Annotated in this window: 19 protein-coding genes; 6 read left to right on the top strand and 13 right to left on the bottom strand. The window is 67.3% G+C overall.

All coding sequences use genetic code 11. The features are described 5' to 3' along the window. Positions 1 to 4 precede the first annotated feature (4 nt). The 6 genes from ABQ039_RS13675 to ABQ039_RS13650 form a co-directional block, all read right to left on the bottom strand. Positions 5 to 1402: an RNA polymerase factor sigma-54 gene (locus tag ABQ039_RS13675; protein ID WP_374057803.1), complete on the bottom strand. Its 1398-nt coding sequence runs from the start codon at positions 1400 to 1402 to the stop codon at positions 5 to 7. A gap of 82 nt (positions 1403 to 1484) precedes the next feature. Continuing rightward, a complete protein-coding gene (gene lptB / locus ABQ039_RS13670; RefSeq protein WP_016904606.1) occupies positions 1485 to 2204 on the bottom strand; it encodes an LPS export ABC transporter ATP-binding protein in 720 nt (239 codons plus the stop codon). Then, positions 2204 to 2764, bottom strand: a complete 561-nt coding sequence (gene lptA / locus ABQ039_RS13665; RefSeq protein WP_184456885.1) for a lipopolysaccharide transport periplasmic protein LptA — start codon at positions 2762 to 2764, stop codon at positions 2204 to 2206. The genes lptB and lptA overlap by 1 nt, the downstream gene beginning before the upstream one ends. Next, on the bottom strand, positions 2742 to 3317 hold the full coding sequence (lptC, locus tag ABQ039_RS13660) for an LPS export ABC transporter periplasmic protein LptC (RefSeq protein WP_039526175.1): 576 nt from the start codon (positions 3315 to 3317) through the stop codon (positions 2742 to 2744). The genes lptA and lptC overlap by 23 nt, the downstream gene beginning before the upstream one ends. Continuing rightward, positions 3314 to 3862 carry an HAD family hydrolase gene (locus tag ABQ039_RS13655; RefSeq protein ID WP_024938741.1) on the bottom strand — a complete coding sequence of 183 codons (549 nt, stop codon included), beginning with the start codon at positions 3860 to 3862 and terminating at the stop codon, positions 3314 to 3316. The genes lptC and ABQ039_RS13655 overlap by 4 nt, the downstream gene beginning before the upstream one ends. Before the next feature lie 49 nt (positions 3863 to 3911). Beyond that, positions 3912 to 4913: a KpsF/GutQ family sugar-phosphate isomerase gene (locus tag ABQ039_RS13650; RefSeq protein ID WP_024938742.1), complete on the bottom strand. Its 1002-nt coding sequence runs from the start codon at positions 4911 to 4913 to the stop codon at positions 3912 to 3914. Positions 4914 to 4966: 53 nt separating this feature from the next. On the opposite strand from ABQ039_RS13650, the gene ABQ039_RS13645 reads away from it, so the two are divergent. From ABQ039_RS13645 to ABQ039_RS13635, 3 genes are all read left to right on the top strand, one after another. After that, entirely contained in the window at positions 4967 to 5194 is a 228-nt protein-coding gene (locus ABQ039_RS13645; protein WP_016905061.1) for a BolA family protein, read from the top strand. A gap of 119 nt (positions 5195 to 5313) precedes the next feature. After that, entirely contained in the window at positions 5314 to 6588 is a 1275-nt protein-coding gene (murA, locus tag ABQ039_RS13640; RefSeq protein WP_039515184.1) for a UDP-N-acetylglucosamine 1-carboxyvinyltransferase, read from the top strand. Continuing rightward, positions 6585 to 6908 carry a hypothetical protein gene (locus ABQ039_RS13635; protein WP_046343664.1) on the top strand — a complete coding sequence of 108 codons (324 nt, stop codon included), beginning with the start codon at positions 6585 to 6587 and terminating at the stop codon, positions 6906 to 6908. The genes murA and ABQ039_RS13635 overlap by 4 nt, the downstream gene beginning before the upstream one ends. Before the next feature lie 148 nt (positions 6909 to 7056). Here ABQ039_RS13635 and ABQ039_RS13630 read toward each other — a convergent pair whose 3' ends face one another. The 5 genes from ABQ039_RS13630 to purM form a co-directional block, all read right to left on the bottom strand. Further along, positions 7057 to 7740: a DUF3108 domain-containing protein gene (locus ABQ039_RS13630; RefSeq protein ID WP_016904621.1), complete on the bottom strand. Its 684-nt coding sequence runs from the start codon at positions 7738 to 7740 to the stop codon at positions 7057 to 7059. Positions 7741 to 7743: 3 nt separating this feature from the next. Beyond that, positions 7744 to 8571, bottom strand: coding sequence for a DUF3108 domain-containing protein (locus tag ABQ039_RS13625; RefSeq protein ID WP_024938745.1), 828 nt, complete (start codon positions 8569 to 8571; stop codon positions 7744 to 7746). 65 nt (positions 8572 to 8636) lie between these two features. Then, complete coding sequence (purN, locus tag ABQ039_RS13620; protein WP_349778029.1) at positions 8637 to 9290, bottom strand: phosphoribosylglycinamide formyltransferase; 654 nt, start codon at positions 9288 to 9290, stop codon at positions 8637 to 8639. A 36-nt stretch (positions 9291 to 9326) separates the two neighbouring features. Further along, the gene (locus ABQ039_RS13615) at positions 9327 to 9785 is read right to left on the bottom strand and encodes a hypothetical protein (protein WP_024938747.1); all 459 of its coding nucleotides are present in this window, start codon (positions 9783 to 9785) and stop codon (positions 9327 to 9329) included. A gap of 14 nt (positions 9786 to 9799) precedes the next feature. Then, positions 9800 to 10933 carry a phosphoribosylformylglycinamidine cyclo-ligase gene (gene purM, locus ABQ039_RS13610; RefSeq protein ID WP_181097655.1) on the bottom strand — a complete coding sequence of 378 codons (1134 nt, stop codon included), beginning with the start codon at positions 10931 to 10933 and terminating at the stop codon, positions 9800 to 9802. A 22-nt stretch (positions 10934 to 10955) separates the two neighbouring features. Here purM and ABQ039_RS13605 point away from each other — a divergent pair, with 22 nt between their 5' ends. The 3 genes from ABQ039_RS13605 to hda are packed head-to-tail and all read left to right on the top strand — an operon-like array spanning position 10956 to position 13938. Beyond that, a complete protein-coding gene (locus ABQ039_RS13605) occupies positions 10956 to 12068 on the top strand; it encodes a DUF2066 domain-containing protein (RefSeq protein ID WP_046343651.1) in 1113 nt (370 codons plus the stop codon). Continuing rightward, positions 12065 to 13231, top strand: a complete 1167-nt coding sequence (locus tag ABQ039_RS13600) for an AI-2E family transporter (protein ID WP_039813322.1) — start codon at positions 12065 to 12067, stop codon at positions 13229 to 13231. The genes ABQ039_RS13605 and ABQ039_RS13600 overlap by 4 nt, the downstream gene beginning before the upstream one ends. Continuing rightward, complete coding sequence (gene hda, locus ABQ039_RS13595; protein ID WP_245102719.1) at positions 13228 to 13938, top strand: DnaA regulatory inactivator Hda; 711 nt, start codon at positions 13228 to 13230, stop codon at positions 13936 to 13938. The genes ABQ039_RS13600 and hda overlap by 4 nt, the downstream gene beginning before the upstream one ends. 382 nt (positions 13939 to 14320) lie before the next feature. Here hda and murU read toward each other — a convergent pair whose 3' ends face one another. After that, on the bottom strand, positions 14321 to 15031 hold the full coding sequence (murU, locus tag ABQ039_RS13590; RefSeq protein WP_024938751.1) for an N-acetylmuramate alpha-1-phosphate uridylyltransferase MurU: 711 nt from the start codon (positions 15029 to 15031) through the stop codon (positions 14321 to 14323). Next, the gene (locus tag ABQ039_RS13585) at positions 15028 to 16050 is read right to left on the bottom strand and encodes a phosphotransferase (RefSeq protein WP_349778030.1); all 1023 of its coding nucleotides are present in this window, start codon (positions 16048 to 16050) and stop codon (positions 15028 to 15030) included. The genes murU and ABQ039_RS13585 overlap by 4 nt, the downstream gene beginning before the upstream one ends. Positions 16051 to 16063: the final 13 nt, after the last annotated feature.

The raw sequence follows: 16063 nt of genomic DNA, 5'->3' as shown, positions 1-16063 counted from the left end.
AACGTCAGGCGATACGGACGCGTTCGTGGGAGGCGGAAATGTTCATGGCCTCACGATACTTCGCAACGGTGCGCCGCGCCACTGGTACGCCGGAAGTTTTCAGCAGATCGGCCAACTTGGCGTCGGACAGCGGTTTGCGCGGGTTTTCCGCCTCGATCAGGCGCCGGATCATGGCCTGGATGGCGGTGCTGGAAGCCTCGCCGCCGCTGTCGGTGTCGATGCCGGAGGCGAAGAATGAGCGCAGCGCGATGGTGCCGCGCGGGGTGCGCACGTATTTGCGCGCGATCGCGCGGGAAATAGTGGATTCGTGCAGGCCGAGCTCGCCGGCGATCTCGCGCAGGGTCAGCGGCCGCAGGGCCTGCGCGCCGAATTCCAGGAACCCGGCCTGGTGCTGCAGCAGGCAGCGCACCACCCGCAGCAGGGTCTCGCCGCGCGCCTCCAGGCTCTTGAGCAGCCAGCGCGCCTCCTGCAGCTGACCGCGCAGGTAGCCGGCGTCGGACTCGCCGCAACTGCGGATCAGGTTCTCGTAGCCGCGGTGGATGGTGACCTTGGGCTGCGCGCGGCCGGCCAGCGAGGCCCGCCACACGCCACGCTGGCGCCAGATCACGCAGTCCGGTACCACGTAGGTGTCCTGCGACAGGTCGCCGATCTGCTTGCCCGGGCGCGGGTCCAGCGAGCGCACCAGCTGGACCGCCTGCTCGACATCGGCGGTGGAGCGTTTGAGTTCGTGCGCCAGGCCGGCCACGCCGCTGCGCGGCAGGCGCTCCAGCGGGCCGGCGACGATCTGCAGCGCCAGCTCGCACCCCGGAGTGGCCGGGTCGAGCACCGCCAGCTGCAGTGCCAGGCATTCGCCAAGAGTGCGCGCACCCACGCCGACCGGGTCGAAGCGCTGGATCTGGTGCAGCACGGTCAGCACTTCGGCCTCGTCCACCGCCGCGCCGAGCGCCAGCGTTTCCAGAATCGCCGACAGCGGCTCGCGCAGGTAGCCGTCCTCATCCAGCGCATCGATCAGCAGCGCGCCGATCTGGCGGTCGCGTGGCGACAGCGGGGACAGGTGCAGCTGCCACAGCAGGTGGTCGGCCAAGGTTTCGGATTCGGCCACGCGCTCGGCGGCATCGCCGGACTCGTCGTCGTCGAAGCTGCCGCCGCTGCCCGACCCGGTCCACTGCAGTTCGTCCTGTGACCAGTCGTCATCGCGCTCGGCCGGTGCCGGTTCCTCACGCGGGGTGTCGTCGGTGGAGGCGGCCGACGACGCGTCCACCGGCAGCTCGTTGGCCGCATGCGCGGCCTCGTCGGCCCATTCCAGCAGCGGATTGGTCTCCACCGCTTCGGCGATTTCCAGTTCCAGCTCGGTGGTGGACATCTGCAATAGCTTGATCGCCTGACGCAACTGCGGCGTCATGACCAACTGCTGTCCTAGCGATGTCTGGAGCCGGGCTTTCATGCGGGCACTGACTGGAAGAATCGATGGCGCGGCGACGCGCTCAAAGGCGGAAAGTTTCCCCCAGATACACGCGACGGACGTCGGGATTGGCTAGCAGCGCATCTGGTGCCCCCTGCGCCAGCACGCCCCCCTCGGCGAGAATATACGCGCGGTCGCAGATTCCCAAGGTTTCGCGCACGTTGTGATCGGTGATCAGCACACCGATGCCGCGTTCCTTGAGGTGGATGATGATGCGCTGGATCTCGCCGACCGAAATCGGATCGACGCCGGCAAAGGGTTCGTCGAGCAGCATCATGCGCGGCTTGGCCGCCAGCGCCCGCGCGATCTCGCAGCGCCGCCGCTCGCCGCCGGACAGGCTGGCGCCGAGCTGGTCGGCCACATGGGTGATCTGCAGCTCTTCCAGCAGCGAGACCAGCTCCTTCTCGCGGCCGGCGCCATCCAGCTCTTCGCGCAGCTCCAGCACCAGGCGGATGTTGTCGGCCACGGTGAGCTTGCGGAAGATCGACGGCTCCTGCGGCAGATAGCCGACACCGAGCTTGGCGCGGGCGTACATCGGTTCGGCGGTGAGGTCGCGGCCGTCCAGCTCGATACGCCCGGCATCGGCCTCGACCAGGCCGACGATCATGTAGAAGCAGGTGGTCTTGCCGGCACCGTTGGGGCCGAGCAGGCCGACCACCTCGCCGGCCTCGAGCGTGAGGCCGAATTCCTTGACCACTTCGCGTTGCTTGTACTTCTTGCGCAGACCGGTGGCGACCAGCATTACTTCTTCCCCTGCGGCTTGGCCGCGGGCTTGGCGGCCGGCGCCGCCGCAGGCGCTGCTGCCGCCGGCGCTGCGGTCTTGGGCTGGATGATCGTGCGCACGCGGCTGCCGTCGCCGCCGCTCTGCATATTGCCGGTCTTGGTGTTGTAGACCATGCGCTGGCCGGCGTTGGTGCCCTTGGGCGAGTCGACCTTGTAATTGCCGGTCAGCACGATGACTTCGTTGGCGACCTGGTACTCGATGTTGTCGGCCTGGCCGTTCATCATCGCGCCGTCGTCCATCTGCTGCTTCAGCGTGGCCTGCTTGCCGGTCAGCACGACACGGTCGGTCTGGCCGTTCTTCTGGAAGATGTCGGCGGTGTCGGCGTGGATTTCCAGCGTGCCCTGGGTGATCACCACATTGCCGCTGAAGCGGCACTTGCCGCTGTCGTCGAGCATGTTGCAATCGTTGGCATTGGAATCGATCGCCATCGGCTGATTGCGGTCGCTGGTCTTGGCCATCGCAAGGGCGGGCAGCAGCAGCGCGGCAAACGCCAGTTTAGCGGGCAGCATTCGGTTCATAGCGGGTCTTGACCTGAGAAAGGAGCTTGTACTGGCGTGATTTGAGATCGGCCTCGAAGCCGACCCCGCTCTGCATGATACCCGGCCGGCTCATACTCACCGGGGCCGCGGTCTTGGCGAGGTTCTGCTTCGGGAACACGTCCAGGCTCTGGGTGCGGAACGTGGTCGGCGGGGTCGCGCCGCCGGTGGGGCTGTCGCCCTCGACATCGCCGCGCAGGCGCAGCTCGTCGCCCGTGGGGCTGATCCAGCCGGTCTTGGAGCGCAGCGTCCACGGTTGATTGGTGTTGTCAGGCAGCAGGAACACCGGGGTGGTGACTTCGGAAGTGCGATCGGCGCGGTTGCGATGCATCTCCGGCGCGCGCAGCGTCATCGATTCCTTGCCGGTTTCCTTGTCCAGCGCAATCAGTTCGAAGTCGCGCAGCACGTAGTCGGCGCGCGCATCGTCTGTCGCCGCGGCGACCGGCCGCGCGCGCTGCTGCCACGCCGACCAGCCGGAAATGACCGCGGCGGCGAACAGCGCCACGCCCAGGGTGGTGCGCCAGTTCCAGCTCATGCGGAGAACCTTTCGATGATGCCCTCGACCTGGCCCTGCGCGGCCAGCACCACATCGCAGACCTCGCGCGCGGCGCCTTCGCCGCCACGTGCCCGGGTATGCCACTGCACGCGCTCGGCGATCCACGGGTGCGCGTTGGCCGGTGCCACCGGCAGGCCGACCGCCAGCAGGGCCGGCAGGTCCGGCAGGTCGTCGCCCATGAACAACACCTGGTCCAGCGACAGGCCATGCTCCTGGCACAGGGCCAGCACTGCCAGGCGCTTGTTCTTGACCCCGATCTGCACGTGCAGGCCCAGATCCTGGCCGCGTTTTTCCGCCGACAGGCTGGCGCGCGCGGTGATCAGCGCGACATGGATGCCGGCATGGTCGAGCTGCTTGAGCCCCTGGCCGTCGAGCACATTGAACGACTTGCTCTCGTTGCCGGCATGGTCGTAGTACAAGCGGCCGTCGGTCAGGGTGCCGTCGACGTCGAAACAGGCCAGGCGGATACGCGCGGCGCGGTCGGTGATGTCGGCGGGCAGGTGCTGCAAAGGGGAATAGGGCATCGGCACGAATCGGTGAGAACGGGGTTCCAACGGTAGAAAACTGAACCTGTTAAACCACTTTGGCGCGCAACAGGTCGTGAATGTTCAATGCGCCCACCGCGCGCTGCTGCGCGTCGACCACGATCAAACCGTTGATCTTGTAATCCTCCATCAGCCGTGCGGCTTCGGCGGCCAGCTGGTCGGCGCCGATGGTGCGCGGGTTGCGCGTCATCACCTGGGCAATGCCGGCGCTGCGCACGTCGATGTCGCTGTCCAGCGCACGGCGCAGGTCGCCGTCGGTGAACAGGCCGATCAGCCTCCCGTCCGCGTCCACCACGGCAGTCATGCCCAGCCGCTTGCGGCTCATTTCCATCAGCGCCTCGCTCAGGCTGGCGTCCTCGCGCACGCGCGGCAGGTCATCGCCGCTGTGCATCACGTCGGTGATGTGCAGCAGCAGGCGCCGGCCCAGGCTGCCGGCCGGGTGCGAGCGCGCAAAATCGTCGGCGGTGAAACCGCGCGCGTCCAGCAGCGCCACGGCCAGCGCGTCGCCCATCGCCAGCGAGGCGGTGGTGCTGGAGGTGGGTGCCAGATGCAGCGGGCAGGCTTCGGCCGACACGCTCACGTCCAGGTGCACGTCGGCGGCCTGCGCCAGCGAGGAGTTCGGGCGCCCGGTCATGGCGATGATCGGGTTGCCCTGGCGCTTGAGTACCGGCAGCAGCATGCGCACCTCGTCCGATTCGCCGGAGTAGGACAGCGCCAGCACGATGTCGGCCTCGGTGATCATGCCCAGGTCGCCGTGCCCGGCTTCGCCCGGATGCACGAAGAACGCCGGCGTGCCGGTGGAGGCCAGGGTGGCGGCGATCTTGCGTGCGATATGCCCGGACTTGCCCATGCCGGTGGCTACCACGCGCCCGCGCGAGGCCAGTACCAGCCGGCAGGCCGCGGCGAAGTCGCTGCCGATCCGCGCGCCCACGCTGGCCAGCGCCTCGCGCTCGATCTCCAGCACGCGCTGGCCGCTGGCGACCAGGCTGGCGTCGCTGACGGTGGCGGAGGGCAGGTGCGAGACGGCCATGCGGGACTCGGGTGAAGAGTAGAATGTGCGCTCATTTTATGAGGAAACGCCCTTTGGACGCCGAAACCATCCGTAAACTCATCGAATCCGGCTTGCCCGAAGCCCGCGTCGACGTGCACGGCGACGACGGCGTGCACTTCGAGGCGACCGTGATCAGCCCCGCATTTGCCGGCAAGGCCCCGTTGGCGCGTCATCGCATGGTCTACGCGACCCTGGGCGAACTGATGGGCGGCGCGATCCACGCGCTGCAGCTCAAGACGCTGACGCCCGACGAAGGCTGAGCGTCAGCCGGGTCCTGGCTGGTCGGGCTGCGCCTGCGCCCCGACTGCCAGCGGCCCGGCCGGCTCCTGGCCACCCTTCTCATTCCCCCGACATCCCTTTTCGGATTCCCCAAGCTCCCATGGCAAAAATCGTAGTGACCGGCGGCCAAGCGCTGCACGGTGAGGTCAATATTTCCGGCGCCAAGAACGCGGTGCTGCCGATCCTGTGCGCGACCCTGCTGGCCGATGCGCCGGTGGAGATCAGCAACGTGCCGCATCTGCACGATGTGATCACCACGGTGAAACTGCTCAGCGAACTGGGCGCCGAGGTCACCATCGACGAAGGCACGCTGGCTAAGGGCCGCTCGATCCTGGTCGACCCGCGCTCGGTCACCCACCAGGTCGCGCCCTATGAACTGGTCAAGACCATGCGCGCTTCGATCCTGGTGCTCGGCCCGCTGCTGGCGCGCTACGGCACCGCCGAGGTGTCGCTGCCCGGCGGCTGCGCGATCGGCTCACGCCCGGTCGATCAGCACATCAAGGGCCTGCAGGCGCTGGGTGCGGAGATCAGCGTGGAGAACGGCTACATCAAGGCCACCAGCAACGGGCGCCTGAAGGGCGGCCGCTACGTGTTCGACATGGTCAGCGTCACCGGTACCGAGAACGTGCTGATGGCCGCCGTGCTGGCCGAAGGCACCACCGTGCTGGAAAACGCGGCGATGGAGCCGGAAGTCACCGACCTGGCCGACTGCCTGATCGCACTCGGTGCGCAGATCGAAGGCGCCGGTACGCCGCGCATCGTGGTGCAGGGCGTGGAGCGCCTGGGCGGCGGACACCATGCGGTGCTGCCGGATCGCATCGAGACCGGCACCTTCCTGGTCGCCGCGGCGATGACTGGCGGCAGCGTCAGCGTGCGCCGCGCCCGTCCGGACACCCTGGACGCGGTGCTGGACAAGCTCACCGAAGCCGGTGCCAGCATCACCACCACTGCCGACAGCATCACGCTGGACATGCATGGCAAGCGCCCGCGGGCGGTCAACCTGACCACTGCGCCATATCCGGCGTTCCCCACCGACATGCAGGCGCAATTCATGGCGCTCAACTGCGTGGCCGACGGGGTGGGGGTGATCAACGAAACCATCTTCGAAAACCGCTTCATGCACGTCAACGAATTGCTGCGCCTGGGCGCGGACATCCAGGTCGAAGGCCATACCGCGATCGTGCGCGGCACCGAGCGCCTCAGCGGCGCGCCGGTGATGGCGACCGACCTGCGCGCCTCGGCATCGTTGATCCTGGCCGGCCTGGTCGCCGACGGCGACACCACCATCGATCGCATCTACCACCTGGACCGTGGCTACGAAAACATCGAGGAGAAGCTGGGGGCGCTGGGCGCGACCATCCGGCGCATCGCATGATCCTGCGCGGGCGCTTCACCACCCGGCGCAAGATCTTGCTCGGCGTGATCGTGCTGATCCTGGCGTGGCTGGCCTATGCCTGGTCGGTGGGCATGGCGATCACCCAGGGCGTCGAGTTCAAGGACATGGACTGGAACAACGACGGCACCGCCAGCCGCGACGAGATCGCGCAGTCGTTCTATGCAGTGGCGGTCAAGAAGACTGTCGAAGGCAAGCGCCATTGCGACCTGTTCTACTGGCGCAGCACCGGCGAGCAGATCCGCGTGGACTGCCGCACGGTGTTCTCCAGCGGCGACGACAAGGCGGCGGCCAAGCCCTGAGAGTCGAGCGTTTCTGCGTGCTGCGCAGCGTCCGCCGCACGCCGATCGGAAGGAGGAAGCCCGGCTCGCAGCCGGGCTCTTCATCGCTGTCGGAGGCAGGATGCCTGTCGAGCAGGTTCCCATGCTCTGGTAGGAGCGTGCCCGGCGCTTAGCGCAGGCCCTTGATGGTCAGATCCAGCGCGTCCTGGCCTTTTTCCTTCTGCAGCAGGCGTGCCGGCACCGGCAGGTCCTTGACCACCCAGGCGATCAGTTCCTTGTCGCCGTCCACGCGCGACACCTTGGTCGCCTGTTCCTGCTTGCCGTTGACGGTGATGGTTTCCTTGCCGACCACCTTGTAGCTCATCGGCTTGATGCGGCCTTCGTCGACCATGCGGTAGTTCAGCGGCTTGCCGGCGGCCAGGTCGCGGGTGATCGCCAGGTTGATCAGCAGCGCATCCATGTCGCCGGGCTGCAACTTCACCGGGCCACGACGGTCCGGCTTGATGTCGCCGCCCCAGGTCGCCTGGCTGGTTTTCCAGTCGTAATTGGCGGTGACGTTGCGGCGCTTGACCATCATCGACGAGGTGTCGTTGCTGCTGACCGGACGCAGTTGGCCGTTGCTCTCTTCGAACACCGTGCTCTGGGTCAGGTTGGCCAGCTGGTTCTGGATGGTGAGCGTATAGCGCCACTGATTGGCGCCGGCGGCGGCCAGGGTCATGGTGCCGTTGGCCTGCATGCCCATGTAGTTGGCCGAATAATCGGCCTGGAACGGCTGCATGGCGAACGCGGGCAGGCTGGCCACGGCCAGTGCAGCAGCGGCGATCAGCGAACAGGTGCGGGAAACAGTGTGCATGGGTCAGGCTCCTTGATATTCGACCAGGCGTAGATCGACCTGATCCTCACCTTTGTCACGTTGCAGGATGCGCACCGGCGTGGGAACGCCGTTGGCGATCCAGAGGATGGTTTCGTTGTCGCCGCTGTTGACGCGGTACACGCGCAACGCGTCGTAGCTCAGGTCGCCGACCTGTACCACTTCGGTGGCATCGGCGACCTTGTAGTCGTACTTGCGCACCCGGCCGACATCGACGTAGCGATAGCTCAGGCTGCGTCCGGGTTGCGCGTCGCGCATCAGCGACAGGTTTAGCGACAGCGCGCTCTGGTCGCCGCGCTGCAGGGGAATCGCCTGCTGGCGCTCCTTCTTCAGATCGCCGTCCCACTGGGCGCTGGCGGTCTGCCAGTTGTAGACGCCGGTGACCTTCTTGCCGAAGAACATCGCCTTGCGCACCGTGCTCTGGCTCAACGGTACATAGGTGTCGCCATCGACACGGAACACCGTGCTCTGTTCCAGATTGAGTCCCAGGATGCTGGCAAAGCCCTTGCGGCCGCGCACCGACATGTCGATACGCCACTGGCTGCCTTCGCCGTTGCTGACCTGCATGGTGGCATCGCCGGCTTCCTTGCCGCGGTAGAACGCCTGGTAGGTGGCCACGAAGGGTTGCAGTGGCGGCGGCGTCCAGGTGCTGGCAGGCAGGGCCGCTGCAGAGGCCGGTGCCGCTGGCGCCGCCGCAGCTGGAGCAGGAGCCGCTGGCGCAGGCACGGCAGGCGCCTGTTGCGCACGGCCGGCACCGGCCGGGGCGAGCAGGGCGGTGGTCAACAGCGCGGTCGCGATCGGGAGGAGTTTCATGCGCTGGGAGGGAGGCACGGGGCCGCCAGGATGTCCGAGACAGGATGAGGAGGGCGTATCCGCATTCAGGCGAAGGCGGTGTCAGCGGACTCTAGTCGCAGTGGCGTAAACAGGCACTGACCGTCGATATGGACGCCATCGCCACGCACCTCCACGCGCCCACTGGCGAGCAGGTCCAGCGTGGCCAGCAGCAGCGGGTGTTCGCGCGCCAGCACGCGCGCGGCCAGCTGCTCGGCGCTGTCGTCGGGCAGCACCGGCACGCGCGCCTGTGCGACCACCGTCCCGGCATCCAGTTCCGGCACTACCAGGTGCACGCTGGCACCATGTTCGGTATCGCCGGCTTCCAGTGCGCGGGCATGGGTATGCAGGCCGCGGTATTTGGGCAGCAGCGAGGGGTGGATATTGAGCATGCGCCCGGCAAAGCGACGCACCAGCGGCTCGCCGAGGATGCGCATGTAGCCGGCGCAGATCACCCAGTCCGGCTGCGCGGCGGCGATTGCATCGCCCAGCGCAGCGTCGAAGGCCGCACGGTCGGCAAAGTCGCGCGGGCTGGCGCTCCAGCGCAATGCCTCATCGACCTTGTGCAGTGCCGGCGCGTGCGGGCGGTCGGAAAACACGCCGACGACCTCGGCCGGCAGCCGGCCGCTGCCGATGGCATCGAGGATGGCCTGCAGGTTGCTGCCACGGCCGGAGGCCAGGACGGCCAGACGCAGGCTCATGGGGCTGGATTCGCTGAAGTCATGGGGCAGGGCGCGTCACGCGGCGGTGGCGGTCGGCGCGAACAAGGCCTTGACCTGCGGGCGCAGCAGCACCACCAGCGTAAACACGCCGACGACGGTACCGAACGGCATGAAGGAGCAGGAAATGCCGGCCACGATCAGGCACAGCAGATGCCGTCTGCGCTGGGCGATGCAGCGGCCCGCGTAGGCCATGAACGCCGCCAGCGTCAGGCCGCAGCCAATGAACACAGCCGCGAACACCACGAAGAACCAGCCGAACAATCGCGGATCCATCGATGGTGCGTCCGCACTGGCATGTGTCATGGGCAGGTGCCCGGTGATGATTGCAATGCCCATGAACAGATGGATCAACGGGAAAAGCGAAAACAGCGCAGTGATCGCGGCCAGCACATAGTGAAAGACCGACAGCAGTTTCAGGTGCTGGAGATCGTCAGCGCTGGCCGATGCCGGCAGTGCGCGTGGGGAAGCGTCCATGCAGCTCTCCTCGATCAACCGATCCGCACGCGCTCGTCGCCTTGCGCCGGGACCACCTGGCCGATGCGCCAGTGCGCCAGCGACTGCGCATCCAGCGCCTGTTCCAGCGCGGCAGCCTGCTCGGGTGCGGCGATCAGCACGAAGCCGATGCCGCAGTTGAAGGTGCGCCACATTTCGGCATCGGCCACCGCGCCCTCGCGCTGCAGCCAGGCGAACACCGGCGGCAGCGTCCAGGCCTTGGCGTCGATGTCCAGGCCCAGGCCGTCGGGGATCACCCGGATGATGTTTTCGGTCAGCCCGCCGCCGGTGATGTGCGCCATGGCGTGGATGCTGTCGCCCTGCGACTTGAGCAGCGCCAGGATCGGCTTGACGTACAGCGCGGTCGGCGCCATCAGCGCATCGATCAGCCTGACGCCGTCGTCCAGCACCAGCTCGGCCGGTGAGCCGGCACGTTCGTAGATCTTGCGGATCAGCGAGTAGCCATTGGAATGCGGGCCGGACGAGGCGATGCCGATCAGCACGTCGCCTGCGCGTACCTGCGCGCCGTCCAGCAGCTGCGATTTTTCCACCGCGCCGACGGTGAAGCCGGCCAGGTCGTACTCGCCCGGCGGATACATGTCGGGCATCTCGGCGGTTTCGCCGCCGATCAGGGCGCAGCCGGACAGCTCGCAGCCACGCGCGATGCCGCCGACCACCGCCGCGGCGGTGTCCACGTCCAGCTTGCCGGTGGCGAAATAATCCAGGAAGAACAACGGCTCGGCGCCCTGCACCAGCACGTCGTTGACGCACATGCCAACCAGGTCGATGCCGATGGTGTCGTGCCGTCCCAGCTGCTGCGCCAGCTTGAGCTTGGTACCGACGCCGTCGGTGCCGGACACCAGCACCGGCTCCCGGTACTTGCCGGACAGGTCGAACAAGGCGCCAAAACCACCCAGTCCGCCCATCACCTCCGGCCGGAAGCTGCGCTTGACCAGCGGCTTGATACGTTCGACCAATGCATTGCCGGCATCGATGTCGACACCTGCCTCACGGTAGGTCATGGGCGAGGGATTGGAAGGCGTTGGGCTGGTCACGGGCGGGGAGGGCTCGGCTGTAAAGGCGGCGATTTTAGCAGCCACGTTGGCGCTGGCGTCCCATTCGGGCAACAATTCACCCGGATACGCTTACGTCATGGAACCGTCGATGCGCCGCAGTCTCGCTTTCTTTCTCGCCCTCGTGGTCGCCATGCCCCTCGCGCCAGCCTTTGCGCAGGCCGATCTACGCACCGAAGGCGACGTCGCCAAGGCGCAAAGTGCCTACGAGGCCGAAGTGCCGGTCAACAGCCAGAGCGAGTCCGATCGCCCAGGTGCGCTGGCGCGCGCGCTCGGTGCGGTGCTGGGCAAGGTCTCCGGCGACCGCGGCGTGATGAGCCGCCCCGGCGTCTCGCAGGCATTGCGCGGCGCGCCGGGCTATGTCGAAAACTACGACTACCGTCAGGACCAGGGCACCTCGCGCACCGGCGCGCCGACCTTTCGCACCGTGCTGGTGGCGCGCTTCCGGCAATCGGACGTGGATGGCCTGATCGCCGCACTGGGCCTGCCGGTGTGGCCGCTGCCGCGGCCCAAGCCTGTGCTGTGGCTGGCCATCGACGACGGCAGCGGCCCGCGCCTGGTCGGCGTGGGCCAGGCCAATGCCGCGCGCAGCGTGCTGGACCGGGCGATCGAGCGCGGCTACCGGCTCGGCCTGCCCGGCGGTGCCGCCGCCGAGCAGGTGCTGGCCGGCGCGATCTGGCGCAAGGACACCGCCACGGTGGCACGCGCCTCGGCCAAGTACAGCCCGCCGATGCAGTTGATCGGCAAGCTCTACCGCAATGACGCCGGCTGGACCGCCGACTGGGTCTTCGTCGACAACGGCAACGTGCTGTCCAGCTGGACCAGCAGCGACGCCGACGCGCGTCGCGCGATGGCTGCCGGTGCCGACGGCGCGGCCGATGCGCTAGTCAAGCGCTACGCCAAGCGGGTGGATTCGGGGGTGCCCGGGGTCTACCGCGCGGTGATCACCGGGATCGGCAGCGCCGACGATTACCTGCGCGTCTCTGCCGCACTGCAGGGCGTTTCGGTGGTGCGCAGCATCCGCCCGGTCAGTGCCAATGGCGACCGCATGGAAGTGGACCTGGAATTGCTCACGGGCATTTCCGGCCTCAACCGTATGCTCGGCGACAACAGCCCGTTGGTGCCCGTGTCGGTGCCGACCGAGGGCCCGATCATTCTCGAAAACGAGCACGCCGAGTACCGCCTGAAATGACTTTGACTCCCGAAGCCGAGATCGCCCTGTTTCTGCGTCGCCTGAAATGGGTGGCGGTGACTGTCGGCGTGCTGTGGGTGGTATCGCTGCTGTCGCCGATCCTGACGCCGTTCGTGCTGGCGCTGCTGCTGGCCTGGCTGGGCGACCCGCTGGTGGACCGCATCGAGCGCGCCGGCCGCTCCCGCAACATCGCGGTGGTGCTGGTATTCGTGCTGGCACTGCTGCTGTTCGTGCTGGCACTGATGATCCTGGTGCCGATGATCGAGCGCCAGATCATGACCCTGATCGACGCGCTGCCGCAGATGCGTGCCTGGGCGATCAGTACCGCGATCCCGTGGCTGGAAGCCAAGACCGGCGTGGAGCTGATGGGCTGGCTGGACCCGGAGCGCCTGATCGACTGGATCCGCAGCCACTGGGAGCAGGCCGGTGGCGCCGCCAAGACCTTCTTTGGCTACGTGCAGCGGTCGGGCTTTGCGATGGTGACCTGGGTGATCAACCTGGCGTTGCTGCCGATCCTGGCGTTCTACTTCCTGCGCGACTGGGACCGCCTGGTCGAGCGTGTAGCCGCGGTCATTCCGCGCGCCTACATCGGCACCGTGAGCCGGCTGGCGCAGGAATCCAACGACGTGCTGGGTGGCTTCATTCGTGGCCAGTTCCTGGTGATGCTGGCGCTGGGGGCGATCTATGCCGCCGGCCTGTCCATCATCGGGCTCAATCTGGGCCTGTTGATCGGCATCATCGCCGGCCTGATCAGCTTCATTCCGTATCTGGGCGCCACCACCGGCATCGTGCTGGCCCTGCTGGCGGCGGTGGTGCAGGCGCAGGGTTTCGACCTGAAGCTGCTGATCGGCGTCGGGGTGGTGTTCACCGTCGGCCAGCTGCTGGAAAGCTATGTGCTGACGCCGCGCATCGTCGGCGACAAGATCGGCCTGCATCCGGTGGCGGTGATCTTCGCGGTGATGGCGGGCGGCCAGTTGTTCGGCTTCCTCGGCATGCTGCTGGCGCTGCCGGTGGCGGCGGTGGCCAATGTGCTGCTGCGCTATGCGCATGAGCAGTACACGCGCAGCGATCTGTATGCGGGCGAACGTGCCGGCATCGTGTTGCAGTCCACCAACGAGCGCAGCGTGATCATCGACCCAAGCAAGGACACCGATCGGCTGTGAGCGTTCCGCAGTTGCCACTGGCGCTACGCGCGCCGCCCGATCAGCGATTCGATAGTTACATCGCTGCGCCCGACGGCCTGCTGTCGCAGCTGCAGGCGTTGGCAGTCGGGCAGGTGAGCGACTGGCTGTATCTGGCCGGCCCCGCCGGCACCGGCAAGACGCATCTGGCGCTGTCGTTGTGCGCCGCCGCCGAGCAGGCCGGGCGCGCCCCAGCGTACCTGCCTCTGCATGCTGCCACTGGCCGGTTGCGCGATGCGCTGGAAGCGCTGGAAGGGCGCAGCCTGGTCGCACTGGACGGCGTGGAAAGCATTGCCGGGCAGCGCGACGACGAAGTGGCGCTGTTCGATTTCCACAACCGCGCGCGCGCTGCCGGCACCACCTTGCTGTACACCGCGCGGCACATGCCCGACGGCCTGGCCTTGGTATTGCCGGATCTGCGCTCGCGGCTGTCGCAATGCGTCCGCATCAGCCTGCCGGTGCTCGACGACGCAGGGCGCGCGGCGGTGTTGCGCGATCGTGCGCAACGGCGCGGACTGGCACTGGACGAGGCGGCAATCGACTGGCTGCTGACCCATAGCGAACGCGAACTGGCAGGACTGGTGGCATTGCTGGACCGGCTAGATCGCGAATCGCTGGCTGCCAAGCGCCGCATCACCGTGCCGTTCCTGCGGCGGGTGCTGGAGGATCGCGGCTCTTCGAGCGGCTGACGGAATTACTGCGCTCAGCGCTAGGTAGGCGCAGGTTGCTTAGCGCTTGCCATCTGCACATCTATCGCCGTGTCCGGGCATTCGAGGCACATCGCCTGAAGCTTGTAGAGCAGCTGATCTGCGGGTTGGCTGCATGGCCCTTGCCCGCCCACCGTCGCGGGACACGCCGCAAGTACGTCCTTGTAGGCTCTTACGCGGCATCCATGCCGCGTAAGGTCCCGCGACGGTAGGCGGGCAAGGACCCGTCGTGATGGTCGGTGCGCATGGACAAGAGCAGGAGCGGCGCCGGTGGGTTGGCTGCAAGGCCCGTCGAGATGGTCGGTGTTTGGGGTTCGAACAATGCGCGACGCGCGGCCGGGCATTTGCAGCGGCGTGGTTGCGATCAGCCGCCGTCGCGCAGCAACCGGGCATCCAGCTCCGCCAATCGCTGCGGCGTGCCGACATCGGTCCAGCGCCCGGCATGGTGGATGCCATCGATCAGGCCTGCCGCCATCTGCGCGCGCAGGATCGGCGCCAGCGCAAAGCGCGGCGCGGTGCCGGTGTGCTCCGGGAGCTGGCCGATGACCGATTGCCAATCGCGCAGCAACGCCGGTCGATACATGCCGATGCCGGCGTAGGTCAGCGTCGTGGGCAGATCTGCGCGCACCTTGCCATCGGCATCCAGCGCAAAGTCTGCGCGCGCGGCATAGGCGGGTTGATCGACCAGCACCAACTGCGCCAGGCCCGCCGGTGCGGCCGACAGCCGCGCGAAATCGAAATCGGTCCAGATATCGCCGTTGACCAGCAGAAACGGGGCCTCGCCCAGCAACGGCATCGCATGCAACATGCCGCCGCCGGTTTCCAACGGGGTGTCGCCCTCGAAGGAGTATGTCAGCCGCAGCCCGAACGCGCTGCCATCGCCCAGTCCCTGTGGAAACTGCTCGGCCAGCCACGAGGTATTGATCACCACCTCGTCCACGCCCAGCGCGGCCAGCTTGCGCAGATGCCAGACGATCAGCGGTGTGCCGCCGACCGACAGCAGGGGCTTGGGCGTGCGCTCGGTCAACGGACGCATGCGCTCGCCGAAACCGGCGGCGAAGATCAGTGCCTTCATGCGCCGGCCTGCGCGGAGCGTGCCGCCAGGGCAGGTTTGACCAGGTTTTCCAGCAGGCCGATCAGTGGCGCAAGTTCCGGATGACGCGGCAACACCTCGTCCAGATACACAATGAAACGCGGCACGTTATCCAGATACCAGTGCTTGCCGTCGCGATGGCTCAGGCGCGAGAAGATGCCGAGATTCTTCAGGTGCCGCTGCACGCCCATCCAGTCCGCATCGCGCAGGAATTGCGCCAGCGGCGGCACCGGCAATCCAGCCGCTGCGGCACGTGCGTGGTAGCGCTCCAGCCAGCCATCCACGCGCGGCAGCGGCCAACTCACCGAGGTGTCCTTGAACAGACTGATCGGGTCGTAGGCGATCGGCCCGATCACGCAATCCTGGAAGTCCAGCACCGCTGGCCCGTCGCCGACCGGCATCAGATTGCGCGGCATGAAATCGCGATGGGTAAAGACGCGCGGCTGCGCCAGTGCGTTGTCCATCAAGCGGCGCTGCACCAACTGCAGTTGTTCGGCCTGACCGCAATCCAGCTGCAGGCCCAGGTGGCGACCAAGAAACCATTCTTCGAACAGGCCTGCATCGCGTTGCAGCAGCGCCTCGCCGAACACGCCGCTGTCAGCAGGCGGCGCAATGCGCTGCAGCAGCAGCAACTGGCTGATCGCAGCATCCAGCAACGCGTCGGCATTGGCGTCGGTCAGCACCTGCGCCAGGGTCGGCACGCCCAGGTCTTCCAGCAGCAGGAAGCCTGTCTCAAGATCCTGCGCAAGCACCTGCGGCACGCGCACGCCGTGCGCGCCGAGCAGGGCGTGCATGCGCAACCAGGGCGCCACGTTTTCCAATGCAGGTGGCGCATCCATCAGGATGCGGTCCACGCCGCGTCCTTGGGTACGCCAGTAACTGCGGAATCCCGCATCGACCGAGGCACGCTGCAGCGTGACCTCAGGGTCGTTCAACGCCTGCTTCGCCCATTGCAGACGGAGCGCAGCGCGCGCGGTATCGGGAGTCAACGATGACGTCATGGGTAAATGCCGT

The organism is Xanthomonas sp. WHRI 6108 (assembly GCF_040202385.2).
GTDB lineage: Bacteria > Pseudomonadota > Gammaproteobacteria > Xanthomonadales > Xanthomonadaceae > Xanthomonas > Xanthomonas arboricola.
The sequence above is the reverse complement of the archived record's forward strand: the minus strand, read 5'-3'. Positions and strand labels throughout refer to the sequence as shown.